Below are 20873 nucleotides of genomic sequence, written 5' to 3'. Positions count from 1 at the left end.
CCCGAGATCATCCGCGGCACCGCCGAGACCGAGGCCCGCGAGCTGATCAGCGAGGCCGAGCTGAGGGCTTCCCTGGAGACGTCGAGCAGCAGCGGGTCCTTGTTCGGGGTCGCCTTGTCGTAGTAGGCCGAGTCGCCGATCACCACGAGCTCGTTCTGGCGGTCCGAGGCGTAGGCCTTGTCCTTGAGCTCCGGCAGGCCCTTGGTGTCCTCGCTGCCGTCGTCGACCAGGTCGCGGATGTTGCCCGTGCTGTCCTGGGTGGTCAGGTCGTCGAGCCGCTGCGCGCTGTCCGCGTTGGGCATCCGCACGGTGACGACCGAGGTCAGCACGCGGGTGCCGTCGGGCAGCTTGGTGTCGTAGAGCGCGCGGGTGAGGTGCTCGCACTCCTCGCCCTGGAAGAACTGCTGGATCTTGTAGTCCGAGACGTTCTGGCAGCCGCGGAACCCGTCCTCGCGGCGGATCGGGTCGAACTGGTACTTCAGCGGCGTCGCCGCAGGCACCTCCGGCTCGGGCGCAGCGGGCTTGAGCGCCATCCAGATCAGCCCGGACACCACGGAGATGGCGAACAGCCCGGCGCCGCGCGCGACCCAGCCCATCGGCGTGATCCGCTTCTTCCCGGACGGCGGTAAGCCGGGCATCGGCTGCCGGTTGGTCGGCGGGTTCACCGCGGGCTGCACCTGCGGGTTGGTCTGCTGGCGCACCGGGCGCGGCGGCGGGGGCTGCTGCGGCGGCATCGGCGCTTGCTGGGGATGCTGCGGCGGGGGCGGGAACACCGGGCGGGTGGTTTGCCCGACTCCGGGGTCCACCGGTGCCCGATCCGGCTGGATCCGCGAGTTGTCGCGGCGGAGCGGAGCGGTTTCGCGCTGCGTGTCGGCTCGTTCACCCGTCATGTCGTCGGGCGCACCTTTTCCATCGGGCACGGAACCCACGGTAGCCGTTGCGCATTACGAGACGGACACCCCGGACGTACCTCCCAGTGCCCGGACCGCCTTCTCGACGTCCGCGCGGGTGTTGTACAGGTGGAACGCCAGGCGCGCGCGACCAGCGCGCTTCGCGCAGGCCACCCCGGCTTCGGTGAGCTTCGGCACAGCATCGGCGACCTGCACCGAAACGATCGGCGAACCGGCCGGCGGCAGGCCGATCCCGGCCCGGAACTCGTCGGCCAGGCCGGTGCAGTGCGCCGCCACCTCGGCCATGTCCAGCCCGGCCAGCCACTCCAGCGACACGGCCGCGCCGACCTGGGAGAACCACGTCGGCGAGAGGTCGAGCGCACGGGCGTCACCGGCCAACCGCAGCGGCAGCCCGTAGGTGGTCGTCCACGGGTCTTCACCGGCGTACCAGTTCGCGCTGTGCGGGCGGATCTCGGGCGCATCGGGGTGGATCGCGAGCCAGGCCGCGCCGCGCGGCGCCATGAGCCACTTGTAGGCCGCGCTGACCACCCAGTCCGCCCAGTCCAGCTGCAGCGGCAGCCAGCCGGCCGCCTGCGTGGCGTCGAGCAGCACCCGCGTCGAGGTCGTCTCGGCGACGGCGCGCAGCGCTTCGAGGTCGACGATGCGGCCGTCGCTGGACTGCACCACGCTGACCGCCACCACGTCGTGATCGGCGGCGTGCGCGGCGATCTCGCCCAGCTCGACCTCCGTCACCTTCACCCCGCGGTCCTGCTGCGCGGCGAACGGGAAGAGCACGCTGGTGAAGTCGCCCTCCGCGACCAGCACCCGCGTACCGTCCGGGACGCTGGCCGCGACGAGGCCGACGAGCTGGGACGCGGTGGTGCCGAGCGCGACCCGGTCCGCGGTGGTGCCGATCAGCCGGGCGAAGGCGGCGCGGGCGGTGGCGACGGCGGGTTCGAAGTCGCCGGGACCGTCGAGCCCGCTCCCCCACCTGCGCACCGACTCGGCGACCGCGCGGGCCACGTGGGCGGGCGGGATCCCGATGCTCGCCGTGTTGAGGTAGCCGTCGGGGACGTCGAACTCCGCGCCGAATGCTTTTCGCATTCCCGCATCCTCGCACCGGATCAGCCCTCGCGGAACGGTTTTTCGGGGACGTGCGCAGACCACCGGCAACGGCCACGCCGGATACGGTGGGAGCCATGCGCAGCGAGGAGATCGAGGTCCGCACCGGATCCGTGGAGGTCGTCTACGACTTGGGCGCCGAGTGCGACCGGTTCTTGCGCTCGGCGTCGGCCGAGGACGGTCTGCTCAACGTCTGGGTGCCGCACGCGACCGCCGGCCTGGCCATCATCGAGACCGGCGCGGGCAGCGACGACGACCTGCTCGCGGCGCTGCGCGAACTGCTGCCCAAGGACGACCGCTGGCAGCACCGGCACGGCTCGCGGGGTCACGGCAGGGACCACGTGCTGCCCGCGATCGTCCCGCCGTACGCGACGATCCCGGTCCTGGGCGGCGAGATGGCGCTGGGCACCTGGCAGTCGGTCTGCCTGGTGGACACCAATGTGGACAACCCGGTCCGCAGGGTCCGCCTCAGCTTCCTCCCCGGCTGATCCGGCACGCGGTGACGGTCGATTTCGCACGAAATCGACCACTTCCCCACCAGCAGGGGGCGCTCTTGGCTGGAAGTGGACGATCGGGGCGCGAAATCTTGCGCTGTGCGTGTTCGTGCGCGCACTCTTTGCGTTCGTGGCGACGACAGTGGGCAGCGGGCGGCGGCTCGGCCGGGTGGTGTCGGCGGGCGTGGTCGGGACGACCGTCGAGTTCTACGACTTCTTCCTCTACGGCGCGGCCGCGGCGACCGTGTTCGGCCCGGTGTTCTTCCCGCACGCGGACGGGCTGCTCGGAGTCCTCCTCGCGCTGGTGACCTACGCCGTCGGCTTCGCCGCCCGACCGCTCGGCGGGCTGGTGTTCGGGCACTTCGGCGACCGGATCGGGCGCAAGCGGCTGCTGGTGATCAGCCTGCTCACGATGGGTTCGGCGTCGGTGCTGATCGGCGTGCTGCCGGGCTACGCGCAGATCGGGATCGCCGCGCCGCTGCTGCTGACGCTGCTGCGGCTGGTGCAGGGTTTCGCCCTCGGCGGCGAGTTCGGCGGCGCTGTGCTGCTGGTGGCCGAGCACGGACCTCGCCGGCGCCGCGGCTTCTGGACCGCGTGGCCGCAGACCGGCGGACCGCTGGGCAACCTGCTGGCCACCGCCTCCCTCGCGGCGGTCGCCGGGAGCACGACGGCCGCGCAGTACTCGGCTTGGGGCTGGCGGATCCCGTTCCTGGCGTCGATCCTGCTGGTCGTCGTCGGCCTGTGGGTCCGGCTGCAGGTCGCCGAGTCGCCGCTGTTCCGAGCCGTCGCCGAGCAGCGCCGCGAGGCCCGGGCGCCAGTTCTGGAGGCGCTGCGGCAGTACCCGCGCGAGGTGTTCGCGGCCTTCGCCGCGCGCGTCGGCGAGAACGCGGCTTTCTACGTGTTCACCATCTTCTTGCTGGTGTACGCGGGGAGCATCGGCGTGCCCACGGCGATCACGACCGCAGCGGTCACCGCGGGTTCGCTCGTGCAGGCAGCGGCGATGCTGGCCGGCGGCGCGCTGTCCGACCGGCTCGGACGCCGCCCGGTGGCGGTCGGCGCGGCCCTGGTGTGTGCACTGTGGACGATGGTGTTCTTCCCGCTGGTCGCCAGCGGCGAATCGGCCCTGGTGTTCCTCGCGGTAGCGGTCGGCCTGCTGCTGCACGGCACCCTCACCGGAGCCCAATCCGCCTTCTACGCCGAGCTTTTCGGCACCTCGGTGCGCTATTCCGGGGTGTCCCTCGGCTACCAGGCCGCCACCGTCCTGGCCGGTGCCGCAGCGCCGCTCGCGGGCACCGCGCTGCTGCGCGCCACGCACTCCCCGACCCCGGTGGTGGTCCTGCTGATCGCCTGCCTGGCGCTGACCGCGGTGGGCATGCTGATCGTCCCCGAAACCGCCCGCCGAGAACTGACGTCCTGACGACACGGGCGAGCTGGCACGATGGGTCCGTGACTCGACTCGTGCTGTGGGACATCGACCTGACGCTCGTCGACGCCAGGGGCTTCGGCCCCCGCTGGTACCGCCAAGCGCTCGCAGCGGTCACCGGACGGGCGCTGGAGAGCATGCCCGACACCGCGGGGCGCACCGAGCTGGCGATCACCACAGACGTCCTGGAGAACCACGGCGTCCCCGCCGACGAGACCACCATCGCGGCCATGTTCACCGCCCTGACCAGCGCAGTCGCCGAGACCCGCGACGAGCTCGCGGAGCGCGGCAGCGCGCTGCCCGGGGCGGCGCAGGTGCTGAAGGCGCTGTCGCTGGAACCCGGGTTCGAGCAGACGCTGGTGACCGGGAACCTCGCCGAGGTGGCCTTCCACAAGCTCGAGTCCTTCGACCTGCACCACCACGTCGACTTCGAGATCGGCGGCTTCGGCGCCGGCTCGGTGCACCGACACGACCTGATCGCGGACTCCGTCGCCAAGGCCGCGGACCGCCGCGGCGCGGTGATCTCCCCCGACTCGGTCGTGGTCGTGGGCGACACCCCGCACGACGTCGCGGGCGCGCTGAGCTTCGGCGCGATCGCGGTCGGCGTGGCCACCGGCCACAGCACCGAAATCCAGCTCCACGCCGCCGGTGCCCACGCGGTCCTCCCCGACCTCGCCGACACCGACGCCGTGCTCACCGCCTTGTCGTGAGCTCACCGCACCAGCGCCAGCAGACCGGCGCCGGCGAGCTCGACCAGGAAGTAGAACCAGACCGGGTAGAACCGGGTGCGCTGGTCGGCCAGCCCGGACACCACCCGCCCCACCGCCATCCCGAGCAACGCGGCGGCGACCGCGATCGCGATGCCGCGGCGCAGGTCGGTGTCCAGCACGGCCACCACCAGCACGGCAGCGATCGCGATGCCGAACCCGCCGTAGACCGCGCGCACCTCGGAACGGCTCTCCGGGGCGTTCAGCTCGATCGCGAACGGCCGCACCAGCGCAGCCGGTGCTACCAGCCCGAACACGCCCAGCCCGGCGAAGAAGGCGGCCACGATGACCAGGAGCGCTGCACCCATGTCGTTCCTCCCAACGAGATCACCGACAACGATGCGGGAGGCGGCGGCCGGGGCGCTTCCAAAAACGTGCTCAGCTGATCGCGGCGTGGTGTGGCTGCTGCCGGGCGAAGCGCTCTACTGCGGGCCGCCGCTGGAGCTCGACCCGCACTCCGGTGCCGCGTCCTGCCTGGCGATCGGGATCGACGAACCGCTGCAGGTGACGGTCGACGGCACCACGTCCCGCCTGCGCAGCGCCTTCATCCCGCCGCGGCTGACGTGCCAGGTCACCACGACCGGGCGGATAGCGGCCTTCTTCCTCGAACCGGGCTCGGCGCCCGAGCGCTCCTGCTCGGCGATGATGCGGCCGGTCGGCGCGATCCGCTCCGACCACCAGCGGGAGCGTGAACTCGCCGAGCTGAGCGGGGCGCTCACCGATCACGACGTGCAGCGCTGGGTCGCGCTCGCGACGGGCGACGACGGCACGACGCGGGACGAGCGGATCCTGGCGGCGGTGGAGCTGCTGAGCGCGAACCCGGACCTGTCCGCCGCGCACATCTCCGCACAGCTCCACCTGTCGCCGTCGCACTTCCTCCGGCTGTTCAAGCGCGACACCGGGACCACGCTGCGCCGCTTCCGGCTGTGGGCGCGGATGCTCAGCGCTGCCGCGCACATCGCTGACGGCGCCGATCTGACCGCGGCCGCGACCGCCGCCGGGTTCGCGAGCTCGGCGCACTTCAGCTCGGCGTTCCACGCGATGTTCGGCCTCAGCCCGAGCAAGCTGCTGTCCACCCCGCTGGAAATCCGCCCGTGGCAGCACGAAGCCCCCGAGGAGCGGTCCTCGGGGGCTTCGTGAAATTCCGTCAGCTGCGCACCGCGTTGACGACGTGCTCGACCGCGTTGTCGACCTCGATCTCCGCGCGGTCGCCGGTGCGGCGGTCGCGGACCTCGACGACACCGCGGGTCAGGCCCTTGCCGACCACCAGGATCGTGGGCACGCCGACCAGCTCGGAGTCGGCGAACTTCACGCCCGGCGAGACCGTCCGGTCGTCCAGGATGACCTGCACACCGGCCGCGTCGAGCTCGGCCGCCAGCGCCTCACCGCGCTCCCGGATGCTCTCGTCCTTGCCCGCGATGACCACGTGCACGTCGGCCGGGGCCACCTCGCGCGGCCAGACCAGGCCCTGCTCGTCGTGGCTCTGCTCGGCGATCGCGGCGACCAGGCGGGACACGCCGACGCCGTAGGAGCCCATGGTGATCCGCTTCGGCTTGCCGTCCTGGCCCAGCGCGTCCAGCCCGAACGCGTCGGCGTACTTGCGGCCGAGCTGGAAGATGTGGCCGATCTCGATGCCGCGCGCGGCGACCAGGGTGCCCTGGCCGTCGGGCGACGGGTCGCCCTCGCGGACCTCGGCGGCCTCGATGGTGCCGTCCGGGGTGAAGTCGCGGCCGCACACCAGGTCCACCACGTGGTGGTCGGTCTTGTCGGCACCGGTCACCCACGCGGTGCCGGTCACCACGCGCGGGTCGACCAGGAAGCGAACCCCGTTGTCCTGCAGCGCCTTCGGGCCGATGTAGCCCTTGACCAGGAAGGTGTTGGCGGTGAAGTCGGACTCCTCGAGCAGCTCCACCTCGGCCGGCTCCAGCGACGCCTCGAGCCGCTTCATGTCGACCTCGCGGTCGCCGGGCACGCCGACGGCCAGCAGCTCCCACTCCTCCGCACCGGGCTGGCGGGTCTTGACCAGCACGTTCTTGAGGGTGTCGGCCGCGGTGAACTTGCGGTCGGTGTTGGCGTTGAGGAAGTCGACCAGGCTCTCGATGGTCGGCGTGTTCGGCGTGTGGTGGACCTCGGCGGCGGGCTTGCCCTCCAGCGGCTCAGCGGCCGGCGCCGGGGTGATCACGGCCTCGACGTTGGCGGCGTAGCCCGAGCCCGTGCTGCGCACGAAGGTGTCCTCGCCGGTCTCGCTCTCGGCCAGGAACTCCTCGGACGCCGAGCCGCCCATGGCACCGGAGGTCGCCGACACGATCACGTAGCGCAACCCGACCCGGTCGAAGATCCGGACGTAGGCGTCGCGGTGCAGCTGGTAGGAGCGGGACAGGCCCTCGTCGTCGATGTCGAAGGAGTAGGAGTCCTTCATCACGAACTCGCGCCCGCGCAGGATGCCCGCGCGCGGCCGCTCCTCGTCCCGGTACTTGGTCTGGATCTGGTACAGCATGACCGGGTAGTCCTTGTAGGAGCTGTACTCGCCCTTGACGGTGAGGGTGAACAGCTCCTCGTGGGTGGGGCCGAGCAGGTAGTCGGCGCCCTTGCGGTCCTTCAGCCGGAACAGCTGCGGGCCGTACTCGGTCCAGCGGCCGCTGGCGTCGTAGGGCTCCTTGGGCAGCAGCGCGGGCAGGTGGATCTCCTGGGCGCCGATGGCGTCCATCTCCTCGCGCACGATCTCCTCGATCTTGCGCAGCACCCGCAGGCCCAGCGGCAGCCAGGAGTAGATCCCCGGCGCGATGCGGCGGACGTAGCCGGCGCGGACGAGCAGCTTGTGGCTCGGCACCTCGGCGTCGGCCGGATCCTCGCGCAGGGTACGCAGGAACAACGTCGACATCCTCGTGATCACGGCTACTGGCTCCTCATCCGGGCTGATTCGTCACCGGCAGCGTATCGAGTGCCCCCGGGGTCACCACCAGCGGATTACCGGTTCGCGGGCCGGTGTCGGTGATCGCCGCTAGCTTCGCACCATGACGCTGAGCATCGGCATGGTCACCATCGACTGCGCCTCACCGCAGACCCTCGCCGAGTTCTGGACCCGGGCGCTGGACACCTCGGTGGTCCTCGACGTCGGCGAGTTCATGATGCTCGCACCGAACCGGGAAGGCGGTGTGGCGCTCGGGCTGCAGCGGGTTCCCGAGCCCCGCACCGGGAAGAACAGGGTGCACGTGGACCTCGGCACCACCGATCGCGCCGCCGAGGTGCGCCGGCTGGTCGAACTGGGCGCGACCGAAGTCGGCGAGCACGAGGCGCCGGGCGGGCTGAGCTGGACCGTGCTGACCGACCCGGAGGGCAACGAGTTCTGCGTGGCCAGCGGCCACTGAGCCGATCAGGTCATTGCCGCGCCGCCCGCCCTGCGGTTACCTCGATGGCAGGTCCGATCCACCGAGGGGGCCCGATGTCCGCTTCGCACGTCCGCGACGGCCACGGTCGGCTGGCCGAACTGTCCCTGGGCGCACGGCTGTTCGCGCAGGGAGCGATGACCTGGGTCTTCGCCCAGCGCGGCGACCCGATGGCGCGCTTGCTGCACGCCCCGTGGCGCAACGATCCGTACCCGCAGCACCGCCTGCTGCGCGAGCAGGGGCCGCTGGTGCGCAGCAAGCTGGGCGTTCTGCTCGCCACGACGCACGAGCTGTGCGACGAGGTGCTGCGGGACCGGCGGTTCGGCGTGCGCACCAGCGACGGCGCGTACGGCGATCCCACCGCGTCGGCCGTCGAGCTGCAGCTGTCGCTGCTGGAGCTGGACCCGCCGGACCACTCGCGGCTGCGCAAGCTCGCCGCCCCCGCGTTCCGGCCCCGCCGCATGGAGACCTACCGGGCGCGCATCGAGCAGATCACCGACGAGCTGCTGGACCGGGCGGTCGAACGCGGCGAGTTCGACGTGGTCCGCGACTTCGCCGGGCCGCTGCCGATCCGGGTGATCTGCGAGCTGCTGGGGCTGCCGCCGCTGGACGCGGAACGGCTGGCGCACCACGGCAGGATCCTGGCGGGAGCGCTGGACGGGATCCGCTCGCCGCGCCACCTGCGGCAGATGCGCGAGTCGTTCACCGAGCTCGACGCGATGTTCGACCGGCTGATCGAGCAGCGCCGGGCGAACCCCGGCGAGGACGTCGTCAGCGATCTGGTCGCGGCGCTCGACGAGGACAAGCTCACCGGCACCGAGCTGGTGCAGCTGTGCGACGTGCTGCTGGTCGCGGGTTTCGAGACGACGGTGAACCTGATCGGCAACGGCACCCACGCGCTGCTGCGGCACCCGGAGCAGTGGGCGCAGCTGCGCGCGGATCCGGACCTGGCGCCGGCGGTGGTCGAGGTAACCCTGCGCTGGGACCCGCCGGTCCAGATGACCATGCGCATCGCCCACGAACCGCTCGACCTGGCCGGTCGCCACCTACCGCTGGACACCCCGGTCCTGACGCTGCTGGCCGCCGCGGGCCGCGACCCGGCGGTGCACCCCGACCCGGACCGGTTCGACATCAACCGCCCGGACCGTGCCGAACACCTGGCGTTCTCCTCCGGCATCCACTACTGCCTGGGAGCCCCGCTGGCCCGCCTGGAAGCCGAGATCGCCTTCCGCAACCTGGCCACCCGCCTCCCCGGCCTCCGCCGAGCAGGAGCCCCAAAGCCCCGCCCGACCTCCCTCATCCACGGCCTCGCCACCCTCCCAGCAACCACCAACCACACCCTCACCCCCACCTGACCCGGTCGGCACCGACCGACGTCGACGCAAATTCAATGGAAATTGGACGTCCAATTTCCATTGAATTTGCGGAAGTTATCCACAGGGGACCCTAGTTATCCACAGTTTTCGGCGATTTTCCGCCGAGGTGTATCTGTTCAGGGGGTTCGCGTCTCTGTATTTGTATGACATCTACTACGCGACCGCCCACGATCGACGACAAGCCCTACAACGTGTTCCTCCGCTCCGAGGCCATCGACGCCGGTTACACGGACTGGGACCTGCGGAGCGGTGCCTTTCGCCGGGTCTTGCACGGCGTCTACACCACAGCCGAGACCCCGTTGACGCACGAGCTCAAGTGCGCCGGAGCCACCTTGACCCTGCCTCGAGGCTCGGTGATCACCGGCCGGTCGGCAGCCACGCTGCGCGGAGTGCCGCTGGCCGACTTCGGTTCTCCCGTCGAGGTGATCGTGCCGCGCGAGGACGGGATGCTCCGCAGGAACGGACTCCGCTGCACTTCTACCCGAGCCGCCGAATCCGAACACTCACCGTGGCGCGGTGTCGGTGTGGCGGGGTTCCCGCGCATCTCGTTCGACATGCTCAAGCAACGCTCGATCTCACATGCCGTCGCGTACTGCGACGCGCTGTTGCATGCAGGGGTGATCACGCCCGACGAGATCGCCGGATTCCTCGTCGGGCGGAAGGGCCACGGCGTCGCTCGAGCGCGCATGCGGCTCGAGTACCTCGACGGACGCGCGGAATCCGTACCCGAGTCGATCATGCGGGTCGAGCTCCTGCTCCGCGGCCTGCGGCCGGTTCCGCAGCTGGAGATCTTCGACGGCGAGCAGTTCGTCGCGCGCGTGGACCTCGCCTTCGAGGCCGCTCGGGTCGCGGTCGAGTACGACGGTGGTTGGCATGCGGATCCGGAACAGGTCAAACGGGATGAGGCGCGTCGGAAGCGGCTCTCGAGCCTCGGGTGGATCGTCATAGTCGTGACCAACGACCAGCTCCGGGGCAACTTCGACCCCGTCGTCGCGAAGATCGAGGCAGCGCTGGAGCACCAGCACGCAACTTCCATTGAAATTGGAGGTGCGATTTCAATGGAAATTGCGTGACTCCCCGCACACGGAGGCCCGGTCGAGGGCGTTCCCGGAACGCTTACCCTGGTGGGGTGTTGGTTTTGCTGCCTCCTTCGGAGACCAAGTCGGTCGGTGGTTCGGGTGCGCCTCTGGACTTGGGCGGGCTTTCGCATCCGGAGTTGACCGGCACCCGGCAGCAGCTGGTCGAGGCACTGTCCACTTTGGCCGATGATGTGCCCGCGAGCCTGGACGCGCTCGGGTTGTCCGAGCGCCAGGTCGAGGAGGTCCAGCGCAACGCCGAGCTCTGGGACGCGCCCACCGCGCCGGCCCTGGAGCGCTACACCGGGGTGCTCTACGACGCCCTCGACGTCCAGTCGCTGTCCGCGATCGAGCGCAAGCAGGCCGATACTCGGCTGGCCGTGGCGTCGGCGCTGTTCGGCATCGTGCGCGGGACCGACTCGATCCCCGCCTACCGGCTCTCCGGCGGCAGTTCGCTGCCCGGCCTGGGGACGTTGCGCAGCGTGTGGCGGCCCGTGCTGGAGCCGGTTCTGGCGGCTGCCGACGATCTCGTCGTCGACCTGCGCTCCGGGGCTTATGCCGCGCTGGCGAAGGTTCCGGGGGCCGTGGAGGTCCGCGTGCTGTCGGAGGACGCGACCGGCAAGCGCAAGGTGGTCAGCCACCACAACAAGGCGCACAAGGGCAAGCTCGCGCGGGCACTCGCCCAGTCGTCGGACGAGCCCGAGTCGATCGAGGACGTCCTCGCCGTGGCGAGCGACGCAGGCCTCCAGGCGGAACGCGAAGCCGACCGCAAGCTCTGCGTCGTCGTCCAGGCCTGAACTCGACCGCGAAACCGCAGGTCAAAAACCGGTTGTCGCCGCAGGTGCTGATCGGTCAAGCTGGTGCTCGTCGAAAGCACGCCGAGGAAGGGAGGTTCGTCGTGGTGGCCGTTGTGATGGTTGTGCGCGCCGTTTTCGCGCACCGATGGATTCGAACCTCTTGCCCTCCGCCACGCGTGCGCTGAACTTCGGTGCTCGGGCGGAGGTCCGCCCTGAAGGAGCACTCGACCTTGTCCTCGTACGAGCAGTACGACGCGGATCTGTTCCGCAACACCAAGAAGAGCAAGGCGCGCAAACCGAAATCCACCAAGCGGCAGCGCTTCGACGACGAGCCGGTCCGGCGCGGTCGGCTCACCGAGGAGGAACGCGAGCGGCTCGCAGCGCTGCGCGACGAACCCGAACCGCAGCCGCTGCCCGACGGTGCCGACCGCTGGTCCACCTGGGACACCGGAGAGCGCGGCCCGCAACCGCATCCGACCTGGTTGGTGACCGAGCTGGCGGCGGTGGACCACGAGCTCGGCGTCCTGAAGACCGGCAAGGAAGCCGACGTCCACCTGCTGCGGCGCTCGTTGCCCGGCGCCGAGTCCTGCCTGCTGGCGTCCAAGCGGTACCGCGATTCCGACCACCGGATGTTCCAGCGCGATGCCGGCTACCTGGAAGGCCGGCGGCTGCGCAAATCCCGCGAGATGCGGGCGATCCAGCAGCGCACGTCGTTCGGGCGCGGCATGATCGCCCAGCAGTGGGCGGTGGCGGAGTTCCGCGTGCTGTCCGCGCTGTGGCTGGCCGGAGCTCCGGTGCCGTACCCGGTGCAGCGGGTCGGGACCGAGATCCTGCTGGAATTCCTCGGCACGCCCGACGGCACGGCGGCGCCACGCCTGGCGGCGCTGCGACCGGATGCCGATGAGCTCGACGAGCTCTGGTCGCAGCTGGTCGAGGCCCTGGTCGTGCTCGCCCAGCACGGCTTCACGCACGGCGACCTGTCCGCGTACAACGTGCTGGTGCACGACGGGCGGCTGGTGCTGATCGACCTGCCGCAGGCGGTCGACCTGGTGGCCAACCCGCTCGGCCGGGACTACCTGCGACGTGATGCACACAACATCGCGGCATGGTTCCGCTCCCGCGGCGCCGACGAGGCCCGGACGGATCCGGACGCGCTGGTCGAAATCCTTGCCGCAGCGGGGAATCTGCCTCGATGAGGCCGTCCCGGTCGGCCCGGACGCCAGCCATGGGCATCCGGGCCGATCAGGGTAGAATCCAGAACGAGAGCCGGGATCACCGGCCCGTGTCCGCAGCGACACGTTTGACCACCTATCGGCGCCGACGCGCCGGGCTCGTCCTCGTGATCGCCCGCGGACTTCCCGCGAAGCCTCCCCGTGACGTGCCATTTCCGGGAGTTCTTCGTGCCATCAAGCTCGTCCGCCACGCCCGCGCGCTCGTCCCGACGTCCGCGCCGCCGCCGACCGCAGGGCAAGCCGCAGCAGACCAAGCGCAGCCTGTTCGACGAGGTCGGTGTGACCGCGGTCGCCCCCGCGCCGTTCGCCGATCTCGGACTGCCCACCCGGCTGGTGCGCGCGCTGGCCGACAACGGGATGGCCGAGGCCTTCCCGATCCAGGCCGCCACCATCCCCGACGCGCTGACCGGCCGCGACGTGCTCGGACGCGGCCAGACCGGTTCCGGCAAGACGCTGGCGTTCGGCCTGCCGCTGCTGGCGATGCAGCAGGGCAGCGCCCGCCCGATGCACCCGCGCGGCCTGGTGCTGGTCCCGACCCGCGAACTGGCCACCCAGGTGACCGATTCGCTGAAGCCGCTGGCCAAGGCCCTCGGGCTCTACGTCCGCGAGGTCGTCGGCGGCACCTCGTTCAACCGCCAGGTCGACACGCTGCGCCGCGGCGTGGACGTGCTGGTCGCGACGCCGGGACGACTCGCCGACCACGTCCGCCAGGGCACCTGCGTGCTGTCCGAAGTGGAGCGGACCGCGCTCGACGAGGCCGACCAGATGGCCGACATGGGCTTCCTGCCGCAGGTCCGCGAGCTGCTCGACCTGGTCCCGGCGGACGGCCAGCGGCTGCTGTTCTCCGCCACCCTGGACGGTGACGTCGACAAGCTCGTCGACCGGTACATGACCGACCCGGTGGTGCACTCGCTGGCGCCGCCCGCGGCCAGCGTCGACAGCATGGAGCACCACCAGTTCCTGGTGTCGACGACGGACAAGCAGGCCGTGCTCGCGCGCATCGCGGCTCGCGAGGGCCGCACGATCATGTTCGTGCGCACCAAGCACCACGCCGACCGCCAGGCCAAGAAGCTGCGCGCGGCCGGGATCCCCGCCGGTGCCCTGCACGGCGGCAAGGCGCAGAACGCCCGGACCCGCATCCTCGACGAGTTCCGCAGCGGTGAGACGACGACGCTGGTGGCGACCAACGTCGCGGCCCGCGGCATCCACGTCGACGACGTGAGCCTGGTCGTCCACGTCGAGCCCCCGGCCGATCCCAAGGACTACCTGCACCGCGCCGGGCGGACGGCGCGCGCGGGCGCGACGGGCACGGTGGTCACCCTGGTCACCGACGACCAGCGGGACGCCTTCCGCACCATGGCCAACCAGGCCGGTGTCAAGGCCAAGACGACGTCGGTGCGCCCGGAGGACGCTGAGCTGGTCCGCGTCACCGGTGCCCGCGAGCCCAGCGGTGTCTCGCTCGCCGCGCCGAAGCAGCCGCGCGAAACCCCGCGCAACCGCGGTCCGAAGCGCGGCGACGCCCCGCGGAACAACAAGCGCCGCGACGAGCCCCAGGGCAACCGGCGTCGGCGCCCGTCGGACGACGGGCGGCGCGCGGAGGGCGGCGACCGGCGTGGACAGGGCCAGGCCCGGCGCGGCGGCAATCGCGGTGGAGCCCGCCGGGCGTGACGGGGTCCCGCCCCGACCGACCTGGACGATGGGTGGCACGTCGACGATCCGCACGAGGAGGAATCCAGTGAGCCGGAGGCTGGACAACGCGAGCGAGGAGTTCCTGGAGTTCTGGCGGGAACGACACTTGTGCACGTTGACGACGGTGCGCGCCGACGGCACACCGCACGTCGTCCCGGTCGGGGTGACCCTCGACGTCGAGACGGCGACCGCGCGGGTGATCTCCTCCGGCACCTCGCACAAGGCTCGCCAGATCCGGGCGGCCGGTCCGGACGGGGCGAAGGTCGCGGTCTGCCAGGTCGACGGGCGGCGCTGGTCCACCCTGGAGGGGGTCGCCGTGGTGCGCGACGACCCCGCAGCGGTGGCCGACGCCGAGCGCCGGTACGAGCAGCGCTACAAGAAGCCCCGCGAGAACCCGGCGCGCGTGGTGATCGAGATCTCCGTGACGAAGGTCCTCGGCAACGCCTGACCACGACGTGGTGAGGTGGTGCGGTGAACGTTCAGCAGGAGAAGCCGGAGCTGGTCCACGTCGTCGGCATCGGAGCGGACGGTGCAGCAGGTCTGTCCCCGACCGCGCGGTCCATTGTGGACTCCGCCGAGGTGCTGTTCGGCAGTTCGCGCCAGCTCGACCTGGTCCCCGGAGCGACCGGCCGGCGGGTGGCCTGGCCCAGTCCGCTGCTGCCGGCGCTGCCCGGCCTGCTCGCCGAGCACGCCGACCGGTCGATCTGCGTGCTGGCCAGCGGCGATCCGATGTTCTACGGAATCGGCGCGACCCTGGTGAAGCTGCTGGGCCCGGACCGGGTTCGGATCGTCGCGCACCCGTCGTCGCTGTCGCTGGCGTGCGCGCGGATGGGCTGGCCGGTGCAGGAGACCGCGGTCGTGAGCCTGGTCGGCAGGCCGGTGGAACTGCTGCACCCCCGCGTCCAGCCGGGAAACCGGCTGCTGGTCCTCAGCTCCGACGGCACCACCCCGCGCGACGTCGCGGCGCTGCTGCGCGAGCGCGGGTACGGGCCGAGCAGCATGACCGTGCTGTCCGATCTCGGCGGCGAGGACGAGCAGCGGATCACTTCCACCGCTGATGGCTGGGAAGAATCGTCGGTGGGTCCGCTGAACGTGATCGCGATCGAGTGCCGCCCGGCTCCCGATGCGCGGGTTCTGCCTACCACGCCCGGACTTCCGGACGACGCGTTCGAGCACGACGGGCAGATCACCAAGCGCGAAGTACGGGCGGTCACGCTCGCGCGGCTGGCTCCGACCCCGGGCCAGCTGTTGTGGGACGTCGGTGCGGGCGCCGGTAGCATCGCGATCGAGTGGATGCGCAGTGATCCGTCCTGCCGCGCGGTCGCCGTCGAGCACCGCGACGACCGGGCGCAGCGCATCACCGCGAACGCGGCAGCGCTGGGCGTTCCCGGGCTCCAGGTGGTGACCGGAGCTGTGCCGCGCGCGCTGGACGGCCTGGACGGCCTGGACGAACCCGACGCGATCTTCGTCGGCGGCGGCGGAACCGCACCGGGCGTTCTGGAGGCGTGCTGGGCCGCGTTGCGTCCGGGCGGACGCCTGGTGGTCAACGCGGTCACGTTGGAATTGGAGGCGTTGGTGGCCGACTGGTACCGCCGCGTCGGCGGTGAACTGGTCCGGATCTCGGTGGAGCGGGCGGCGCCGATCGGCGGGTTCACCGGCTGGCGGCCGTCGATGCCGGTGACTCAGTGGGTGGTGAGCAAGCGATGACAGTTCGTTTCGTGGGTGCCGGTCCCGGTGCTGCGGACCTGATCACCGTGCGGGGCCGCGATGTGATCGCGTCGTCGCCGGTGTGCCTGTACGCGGGCAGCCTGGTGCCGGACGAACTGCTGGAGCACTGCCCCGCCGACGCCAAGCTGGTGGACACGGCCAAGCTGACCTTGGACGACATCCTCGCCGAGATGTCGGCCGCGCACGAGGCCGGACTCGACGTGGCGCGCCTGCACTCCGGGGATCCGTCGGTGTTCAGCGCCGTCGCCGAGCAGATGCGCCGCCTCGACGCCGCCGGCATCCCGTACGAGGTCGTGCCGGGCGTGCCTGCGTTCGCCGCTGCGGCGGCCGCGCTGAACCGGGAGTTCACCGTGCCCGGGGTCGGGCAGACCGTGGTGCTGACCCGGACTTCGGCCCGCGCGACGCCGATGCCGGAGCACGAGGACCTGGCCACGCTCGGCCAGAGCCGAGCGACGATGGTGCTGCACCTCGCGGTCAACCGCATCGAGGAACTGGTCGAGGAGCTCGTGCCCAACTACGGTGCCGATTGTCCGGTCGCCGTCGTGGCCAACGCGAGCCGACCGGACGAAATCGTCCTGCGCGCAACGCTTTCCGACATCGCCGGGCACGTCCGAGCGGCGGGCATCACCCGGACCGCCGTCGTCGTGGTCGGCGAAGTCCTGACGGCCTCGGAGTTCCCCGACAGCCACCTCTACTCCCCGAACCGCTGCCGGGACTGACCCGTCGCGCAGCACGCACGCATCGTTCAACCGATGTTGTGACCCGCCGGTGTGTCGGTGCACGACACACCGACCTGTGGACGACTTCCCGCAAATTCAATGAAATCGGACATCTGATTTCCATTGAATTTGCGTCGGGGTCGGAGCGCGCCGGGCTAGGCCCCGGCTCGGCCGACGATGGTTCCGGCTCTGTCGATGACGACTACGTCCACGGAGATCGGGGCTCCTCGGAGGGTTTCGAGGCAGAAGCTGCGGGCCCGGGCGGCGATGAGGTCGCCGAGCGGGAGGTTCGCCTCGGTGCAGAGCTGGAGTGCTTCGAGGGCCGTGTTGGCGCCGGTGATCCTGGTGGTCAGGTCCGCGGTGCCGCCCGCGTCCCGGACGATTTCGGCGAGCAGGGCGAAGTTGACCTGTGAGCGCTTGGAGTGCAGGTCCAGGTGGCCGTCGGCGAGCTTGGAGATCTTGCCGATGCCACCGGCGACGGTGAGGCGCGGAACCGGGTGCCGCCGCAGGTACTTCAGCACCGCACCGGCGAAGTCGCCCATGTCCAGCAGCGCCTCGTCGGGCAGGTCGTAGAGCTGGGTGGCGACCTTCTCCGAGGTGCTGCCGGTGCATCCGGCGACGTGCTCGAGACCTGCCGCGCGCGCCACGTCGACCCCGCGGCGGATGCTGTCGATCCACGCCGAGCACGAGTACGGCACGACAACGCCCGTCGTGCCCAGGATGGACAGCCCGCCGAGGATGCCCAACCGCGGGTTCCAGGTGCGCCGGGCCAGTTCCTCGCCTCCGTCGACGGACACCTCGACGACGACGTCCCCGCTGCCGCCGTGCTCCGCGGCCACGCGCGCGACGACCTCGCTCATCAGCTGCCGCGGCACGGGGTTGATCGCCGGTTCGCCGACCGGCAGCGGCAGCCCCGGCTTGGTGATGGTTCCGACGCCCTGACCAGCGCGGAAGACCACGCCCGCACCCGGTTCCGCATGCCGGACCGTCACCGACACGAGCGCGCCGTGGGTCACGTCGGGATCATCGCCGGCGTCCTTGACCACGCCTGCCGTCGCGAACCCGTCGCCCAGCCGTTCCCGGGCGAGCGCGAAGGCCGGGCGGTGCCCCTTCGGCAGCAGGATCTCCACCGGATCCGGAAAATCCCCGGTCAGCAGGGCCGTGTAGGCGGCGGCCGTGGACGCCGTGGCGCAGGCGCCGGTCGTCCAGCCGTACCGGAGGCCCGATCCCTCCGTTCGTCCACTCATACCGGGAGAATGCTCCTCATGCGGTTCTCAACGGGGTGGGTCGGATGACCCGCGTGCTCATCCTCGGCGGCACCGGCGACGCCCGGAAGCTCGCCGAACGGCTCGTCGAGCGGTCCGGTCTGCACGTCACATCCTCCCTGGCCGGCCGGGTCCGCGAGCCGCAGCTCCCGCCCGGCGAGGTGCGGGTGGGCGGGTTCGGCGGTCCGGACGGGCTGGCCGACTGGATCCGGAACGAGCAGGTCAGCGCGGTCATCGACGCCACCCACCCGTTCGCCCGGACGATGACCGGCAACGCCGTGGCGGCGGCCCGGAGCGCGGGCTGCCCGCTGCTGGTCCTGCGCCGCCCCGCCTGGCAGCCGGAGGCCGGTGACGACTGGCGATCGGTGCCCTCGATGACCGCGGCCGCCGCGCTGCTGCCGGAACTGGGCGAACGGATCTTCCTGACCACCGGCAGGCAGGGGCTGGCCCACTTCGCCGAGCTCGACCTCCAGTTCCTGGTGCGCACCGTCGATCCGCCCGAACCACCGCTGCCCCCGCGCACGACCGTGCTGCTCGCGCGCGGGCCGTTCACCGTCGACGACGAGCTCGCGCTGCTGCGGGAGCACCGCATCGATGCGCTGGTCAGCAAGAACAGCGGCGGTTCGATGACGAGCGCGAAGCTCGTCGCGGCCCGCGAGCTCGGGCTGCCGGTGGTGATGGTGCAGCGACCGCCCCGGCCCGACGCGCCGTCGACCGGGACGGTCGAGCAGGCCGTGGCCTGGCTCGACGAGGTGCTGCGCGGTCACGCCGGGTAGCGCCTCGGGGTGAACACGACGTCCTCGCCGTTGGCACCGCTGGCGATCCGCGTGGTCGACGAGCCGATCAGCAGCAGGCACCGCATGTCCACATCGGACTGGTCGAGGTCGGCGAGGCGCACCACCTTGATGCTCTCCTCCGCGCCACCGATGTCCCGCCCGATGACCACCGGCACGTCCGGCGAGCGGTGCTCCAGGACCGCGTCCCGCGCGGCCGCGACCTGCCAGGTCCGGCTGCGCGACGCGGGGTTGTAGATCGCCATCACCAGGTCGGCCGCTGCGGCGGCGCGCAGGCGCTCGACGATCACCTCCCACGGCTTGAGCCGGTCGGACAGCGACAGCACGCAGAAGTCGTGCCCCAGCGGTGCGCCGACGCGGCTGGCCACGGCCTGCGCCGCGGTCATCCCGGGCAGCACCCGCACGGGCACGTCCGCGCGCTCGGCCGCGACCTCCAGCACCGCGCTGGCCATGGCGAACACGCCCGGATCCCCGGACGAGACCACCGCGACCTTCGACCCGCGCCGAGCGAGCTCCAGCGCGAACTCCGCCCGCTCCGACTCGACGCGGTTGTCGGACGCGTGCTTGCGCTGGCGGGGATTGTCCGGAACCCGCGCGAGGTACGGCGCGTACCCGACCAGCTCGTCGGCCTCGGCGAGCGCCGCCTGAACCTCCGGCGTCACCCACTCGCGCCCACCAGGTCCGAGCCCCACCACGACGACCTCGCCCTGACCTGCGGTTTCAGCAGCCGTGACGGTTTCCCGCGAAACCGGAACACCGCTGTTCGCCGGGCCGGGGAGCAGCGCCAGCGAGAAGTACGGGACCGTTTCGGGGTCGACGTCGGCCAGGCGTTGGTAGCGCTGGCGATCCGTGGTCGCGCGCTCGACGTACCACGCCTCGTCCAGGCGGCCCGCCTTCTCGAACGCCTCCCGGACGCCTTCGAAGGTGCGGCCCAGCTTGAGGACCGCCGCAGCGTCGGTCCGGGCGAGCCGCTCGGCGAGGACGTCCGGCGGGAGGGTGCCCGGCAGGACCGCGAAGGTCTCGTCGCGTTCGGCCAGCGGCCGGCCCAGGGTCGCCGAGGCACCGCTGATGGAGGTGATGCCCGGGATCACCTCGGCGCGGAAGCGACCCGAAAGCCGCTTGTGCATGTGCATGTAGGAGCCGTAGAAGAGCGGGTCGCCCTCGGCGAGCAGGACCACGTCCCGCCCGGCGTCGAGGTGCGCGGCGAGCCGGTCCGCGCAGTCGGCGTAGAACTCGTCGATGGCGCCCTGGTAGCCGCCCGGGTGGTCGGTGGTCTCCGTGGTCACCGGGTAGACCAGCGCTTCTTCGACCTGGCCTGCCCGCAGGTACGGTTCGGCGATCGACCGCGCGACGCTCCGGCCGTGGCGAGCGCTGTGGTAGGCGATCACCTCGGCCTGCTCGATCAGCCGGGCGGCCTTGACCGTCACCAGTTCCGGGTCGCCGGGACCGAGGCCCACGCCGTAGAGCGTGCCCTTGCCGTTGCTGCTCACTCTTCCTCGCTCGCGATCGCGTTGATGGCGGCCACCGCCATGGCGCTGCCGCCCCGGCGGCCGCGCACCACCAGGTGCTCCAGACCGCTCGGGTGCGCTGCCAGCGCGTCCTTGGATTCCGCCGCGCCGATGAACCCGACCGGCAGGCCCAGCACCGCGGCGGGCGCGTCGGCACCGTCCTCGATCATCTCCAGCAGCCGGAACAGCGCGGTCGGCGCGTTGCCGATCGCGACCACGGATCCGCCCAGCTGATCGCGCCACAGCTCCAGGGCCGCCGCGCTGCGGGTCGTGCCCAGCTCGCGGGCCAGGTCCGGAACCCGCTCGTCGGACAGCGTGCAGATCACCGGGTTGTCGGCCGGCAGGCGCCGCCGGGTCACACCCGCAGCCACCATCGCGGCGTCGCACAGGATCGGCGCACCGCCGTGCAGCGCCGCACGCGCGTCGGCCACCACGTCCGGCGAGAACGCGATGTCCTCGACCAGGTCGACCATGCCGCAGGCGTGGATCATCCGCACCGCGACGCCGGCCACGTCCGGCGGCAAGCCGTCCAGCCGGGCTTCCGAGCGGATCGTGGCGAAGGAGCGGCGGTAGATCTCCGCACCTTCCCGGACGTATTCGGGCACCC

The 20873-nt window shown here is 71.5% G+C and carries 21 protein-coding genes; 14 read left to right on the top strand and 7 right to left on the bottom strand.

What is annotated here, in order from left to right; all coding sequences use genetic code 11:
- The coding region (locus ABTZ89_RS04995) for a hypothetical protein (RefSeq protein ID WP_351040325.1) at nucleotides 1-890 on the bottom strand (890 nt) is incomplete at its 3' end.
- A 54-nt stretch (nucleotides 891-944) separates the two neighbouring features.
- On the bottom strand, nucleotides 945-1994 hold the full coding sequence (locus tag ABTZ89_RS04990) for an aminotransferase class V-fold PLP-dependent enzyme (RefSeq protein ID WP_351040322.1): 1050 nt from the start codon (nucleotides 1992-1994) through the stop codon (nucleotides 945-947).
- 95 nt (nucleotides 1995-2089) lie between these two features.
- Between ABTZ89_RS04990 and ABTZ89_RS04985 the strand changes: the two genes are divergently transcribed.
- The 3 genes from ABTZ89_RS04985 (at nucleotide 2090) to ABTZ89_RS04975 (ending at nucleotide 4639) form a co-directional block, all read left to right on the top strand.
- A complete protein-coding gene (locus ABTZ89_RS04985) occupies nucleotides 2090-2500 on the top strand; it encodes a YjbQ family protein (RefSeq protein ID WP_270946910.1) in 411 nt (136 codons plus the stop codon).
- A 136-nt stretch (nucleotides 2501-2636) separates the two neighbouring features.
- Nucleotides 2637-3923 carry an MFS transporter gene (locus ABTZ89_RS04980; RefSeq protein ID WP_351040319.1) on the top strand — a complete coding sequence of 429 codons (1287 nt, stop codon included), beginning with the start codon at nucleotides 2637-2639 and terminating at the stop codon, nucleotides 3921-3923.
- Between the two features lie 29 nt (nucleotides 3924-3952).
- Nucleotides 3953-4639, top strand: coding sequence for an HAD family hydrolase (locus tag ABTZ89_RS04975; protein WP_351040316.1), 687 nt, complete (start codon nucleotides 3953-3955; stop codon nucleotides 4637-4639).
- Nucleotides 4640-4641: 2 nt separating this feature from the next.
- On the opposite strand, the gene ABTZ89_RS04970 is transcribed toward ABTZ89_RS04975, so the two are convergent.
- Nucleotides 4642-5004 carry a DUF4345 family protein gene (locus tag ABTZ89_RS04970; protein WP_351040313.1) on the bottom strand — a complete coding sequence of 121 codons (363 nt, stop codon included), beginning with the start codon at nucleotides 5002-5004 and terminating at the stop codon, nucleotides 4642-4644.
- Nucleotides 5005-5089: 85 nt separating this feature from the next.
- Here ABTZ89_RS04970 and ABTZ89_RS04965 point away from each other — a divergent pair, with 85 nt between their 5' ends.
- A complete protein-coding gene (locus tag ABTZ89_RS04965; RefSeq protein ID WP_351040310.1) occupies nucleotides 5090-5836 on the top strand; it encodes an AraC family transcriptional regulator in 747 nt (248 codons plus the stop codon).
- A gap of 7 nt (nucleotides 5837-5843) precedes the next feature.
- Here ABTZ89_RS04965 and ABTZ89_RS04960 read toward each other — a convergent pair whose 3' ends face one another.
- Nucleotides 5844-7589: a proline--tRNA ligase gene (locus tag ABTZ89_RS04960; protein WP_270946905.1), complete on the bottom strand. Its 1746-nt coding sequence runs from the start codon at nucleotides 7587-7589 to the stop codon at nucleotides 5844-5846.
- A 121-nt stretch (nucleotides 7590-7710) separates the two neighbouring features.
- On the opposite strand from ABTZ89_RS04960, the gene ABTZ89_RS04955 reads away from it, so the two are divergent.
- The 9 genes from ABTZ89_RS04955 to cobM all read left to right on the top strand — a co-directional run bounded on the left by ABTZ89_RS04955 (nucleotide 7711) and on the right by cobM (nucleotide 16699).
- A complete protein-coding gene (locus ABTZ89_RS04955; protein WP_270946904.1) occupies nucleotides 7711-8064 on the top strand; it encodes a VOC family protein in 354 nt (117 codons plus the stop codon).
- 74 nt (nucleotides 8065-8138) lie between these two features.
- Entirely contained in the window at nucleotides 8139-9437 is a 1299-nt protein-coding gene (locus ABTZ89_RS04950) for a cytochrome P450 (protein WP_351040306.1), read from the top strand.
- 164 nt (nucleotides 9438-9601) lie between these two features.
- A complete protein-coding gene (locus tag ABTZ89_RS04945; RefSeq protein ID WP_351040303.1) occupies nucleotides 9602-10531 on the top strand; it encodes an endonuclease domain-containing protein in 930 nt (309 codons plus the stop codon).
- Between the two features lie 56 nt (nucleotides 10532-10587).
- Nucleotides 10588-11331, top strand: a complete 744-nt coding sequence (yaaA, locus tag ABTZ89_RS04940; RefSeq protein ID WP_351040301.1) for a peroxide stress protein YaaA — start codon at nucleotides 10588-10590, stop codon at nucleotides 11329-11331.
- A 230-nt stretch (nucleotides 11332-11561) separates the two neighbouring features.
- Nucleotides 11562-12527, top strand: a complete 966-nt coding sequence (locus ABTZ89_RS04935; RefSeq protein WP_502949510.1) for a serine protein kinase RIO — start codon at nucleotides 11562-11564, stop codon at nucleotides 12525-12527.
- A 204-nt stretch (nucleotides 12528-12731) separates the two neighbouring features.
- The gene (locus ABTZ89_RS04930) at nucleotides 12732-14231 is read left to right on the top strand and encodes a DEAD/DEAH box helicase (protein WP_351040298.1); all 1500 of its coding nucleotides are present in this window, start codon (nucleotides 12732-12734) and stop codon (nucleotides 14229-14231) included.
- Nucleotides 14232-14298: 67 nt separating this feature from the next.
- Complete coding sequence (locus ABTZ89_RS04925) at nucleotides 14299-14700, top strand: pyridoxamine 5'-phosphate oxidase family protein (RefSeq protein WP_270946899.1); 402 nt, start codon at nucleotides 14299-14301, stop codon at nucleotides 14698-14700.
- A 23-nt stretch (nucleotides 14701-14723) separates the two neighbouring features.
- The gene (gene cbiE / locus ABTZ89_RS04920) at nucleotides 14724-15959 is read left to right on the top strand and encodes a precorrin-6y C5,15-methyltransferase (decarboxylating) subunit CbiE (RefSeq protein WP_351040295.1); all 1236 of its coding nucleotides are present in this window, start codon (nucleotides 14724-14726) and stop codon (nucleotides 15957-15959) included.
- Nucleotides 15956-16699, top strand: coding sequence for a precorrin-4 C(11)-methyltransferase (gene cobM / locus ABTZ89_RS04915; protein ID WP_351040292.1), 744 nt, complete (start codon nucleotides 15956-15958; stop codon nucleotides 16697-16699). Before cbiE ends, cobM begins: the two co-directional genes overlap by 4 nt.
- Before the next feature lie 155 nt (nucleotides 16700-16854).
- On the opposite strand, the gene ABTZ89_RS04910 is transcribed toward cobM, so the two are convergent.
- Entirely contained in the window at nucleotides 16855-17946 is a 1092-nt protein-coding gene (locus ABTZ89_RS04910) for a cobalt-precorrin-5B (C(1))-methyltransferase (protein ID WP_351040289.1), read from the bottom strand.
- A 44-nt stretch (nucleotides 17947-17990) separates the two neighbouring features.
- Between ABTZ89_RS04910 and ABTZ89_RS04905 the strand changes: the two genes are divergently transcribed.
- On the top strand, nucleotides 17991-18740 hold the full coding sequence (locus ABTZ89_RS04905) for a cobalt-precorrin-6A reductase (RefSeq protein WP_351040286.1): 750 nt from the start codon (nucleotides 17991-17993) through the stop codon (nucleotides 18738-18740).
- Here ABTZ89_RS04905 and ABTZ89_RS04900 read toward each other — a convergent pair.
- Both ABTZ89_RS04900 and ABTZ89_RS04895 read right to left on the bottom strand, forming a co-directional pair.
- Entirely contained in the window at nucleotides 18728-20248 is a 1521-nt protein-coding gene (locus ABTZ89_RS04900; protein ID WP_351040283.1) for a precorrin-2 C(20)-methyltransferase, read from the bottom strand. The two genes, ABTZ89_RS04905 and ABTZ89_RS04900, sit on opposite strands and share 13 nt — an antisense overlap.
- Entirely contained in the window at nucleotides 20245-20871 is a 627-nt protein-coding gene (locus ABTZ89_RS04895; protein ID WP_351040328.1) for a precorrin-8X methylmutase, read from the bottom strand. The genes ABTZ89_RS04900 and ABTZ89_RS04895 overlap by 4 nt, the downstream gene beginning before the upstream one ends.
- Nucleotides 20872-20873: the final 2 nt, after the last annotated feature.

Origin of the sequence: Saccharopolyspora sp. NPDC002686 (genome assembly GCF_040295745.1) — a bacterium.
In the GTDB taxonomy this organism is placed as follows: domain Bacteria; phylum Actinomycetota; class Actinomycetes; order Mycobacteriales; family Pseudonocardiaceae; genus Saccharopolyspora; species Saccharopolyspora oryzae.
This window is presented reverse-complemented; position numbering and strand designations above follow the sequence as displayed.

Excerpts from the sequence above, each read along its gene's own strand:
- ABTZ89_RS04990 (WP_351040322.1), bottom strand. The coding sequence starts at position 1,994 with ATGCGAAAAGCATTCGGCGCGGAGTTCGACGTCCCCGACGGCTACCTC.
- ABTZ89_RS04985 (WP_270946910.1), top strand. The coding sequence starts at position 2,090 with ATGCGCAGCGAGGAGATCGAGGTCCGCACCGGATCCGTGGAGGTCGTC.
- ABTZ89_RS04970 (WP_351040313.1), bottom strand. The coding sequence starts at position 5,004 with ATGGGTGCAGCGCTCCTGGTCATCGTGGCCGCCTTCTTCGCCGGGCTG.
- ABTZ89_RS04955 (WP_270946904.1), top strand. The coding sequence starts at position 7,711 with ATGACGCTGAGCATCGGCATGGTCACCATCGACTGCGCCTCACCGCAG.
- ABTZ89_RS04950 (WP_351040306.1), top strand. The coding sequence starts at position 8,139 with ATGTCCGCTTCGCACGTCCGCGACGGCCACGGTCGGCTGGCCGAACTG.
- ABTZ89_RS04945 (WP_351040303.1), top strand. The coding sequence starts at position 9,602 with ATGACATCTACTACGCGACCGCCCACGATCGACGACAAGCCCTACAAC.
- cobM (WP_351040292.1), top strand. The coding sequence starts at position 15,956 with ATGACAGTTCGTTTCGTGGGTGCCGGTCCCGGTGCTGCGGACCTGATC.
- ABTZ89_RS04910 (WP_351040289.1), bottom strand. The coding sequence starts at position 17,946 with ATGAGTGGACGAACGGAGGGATCGGGCCTCCGGTACGGCTGGACGACC.
- ABTZ89_RS04905 (WP_351040286.1), top strand. The coding sequence starts at position 17,991 with ATGACCCGCGTGCTCATCCTCGGCGGCACCGGCGACGCCCGGAAGCTC.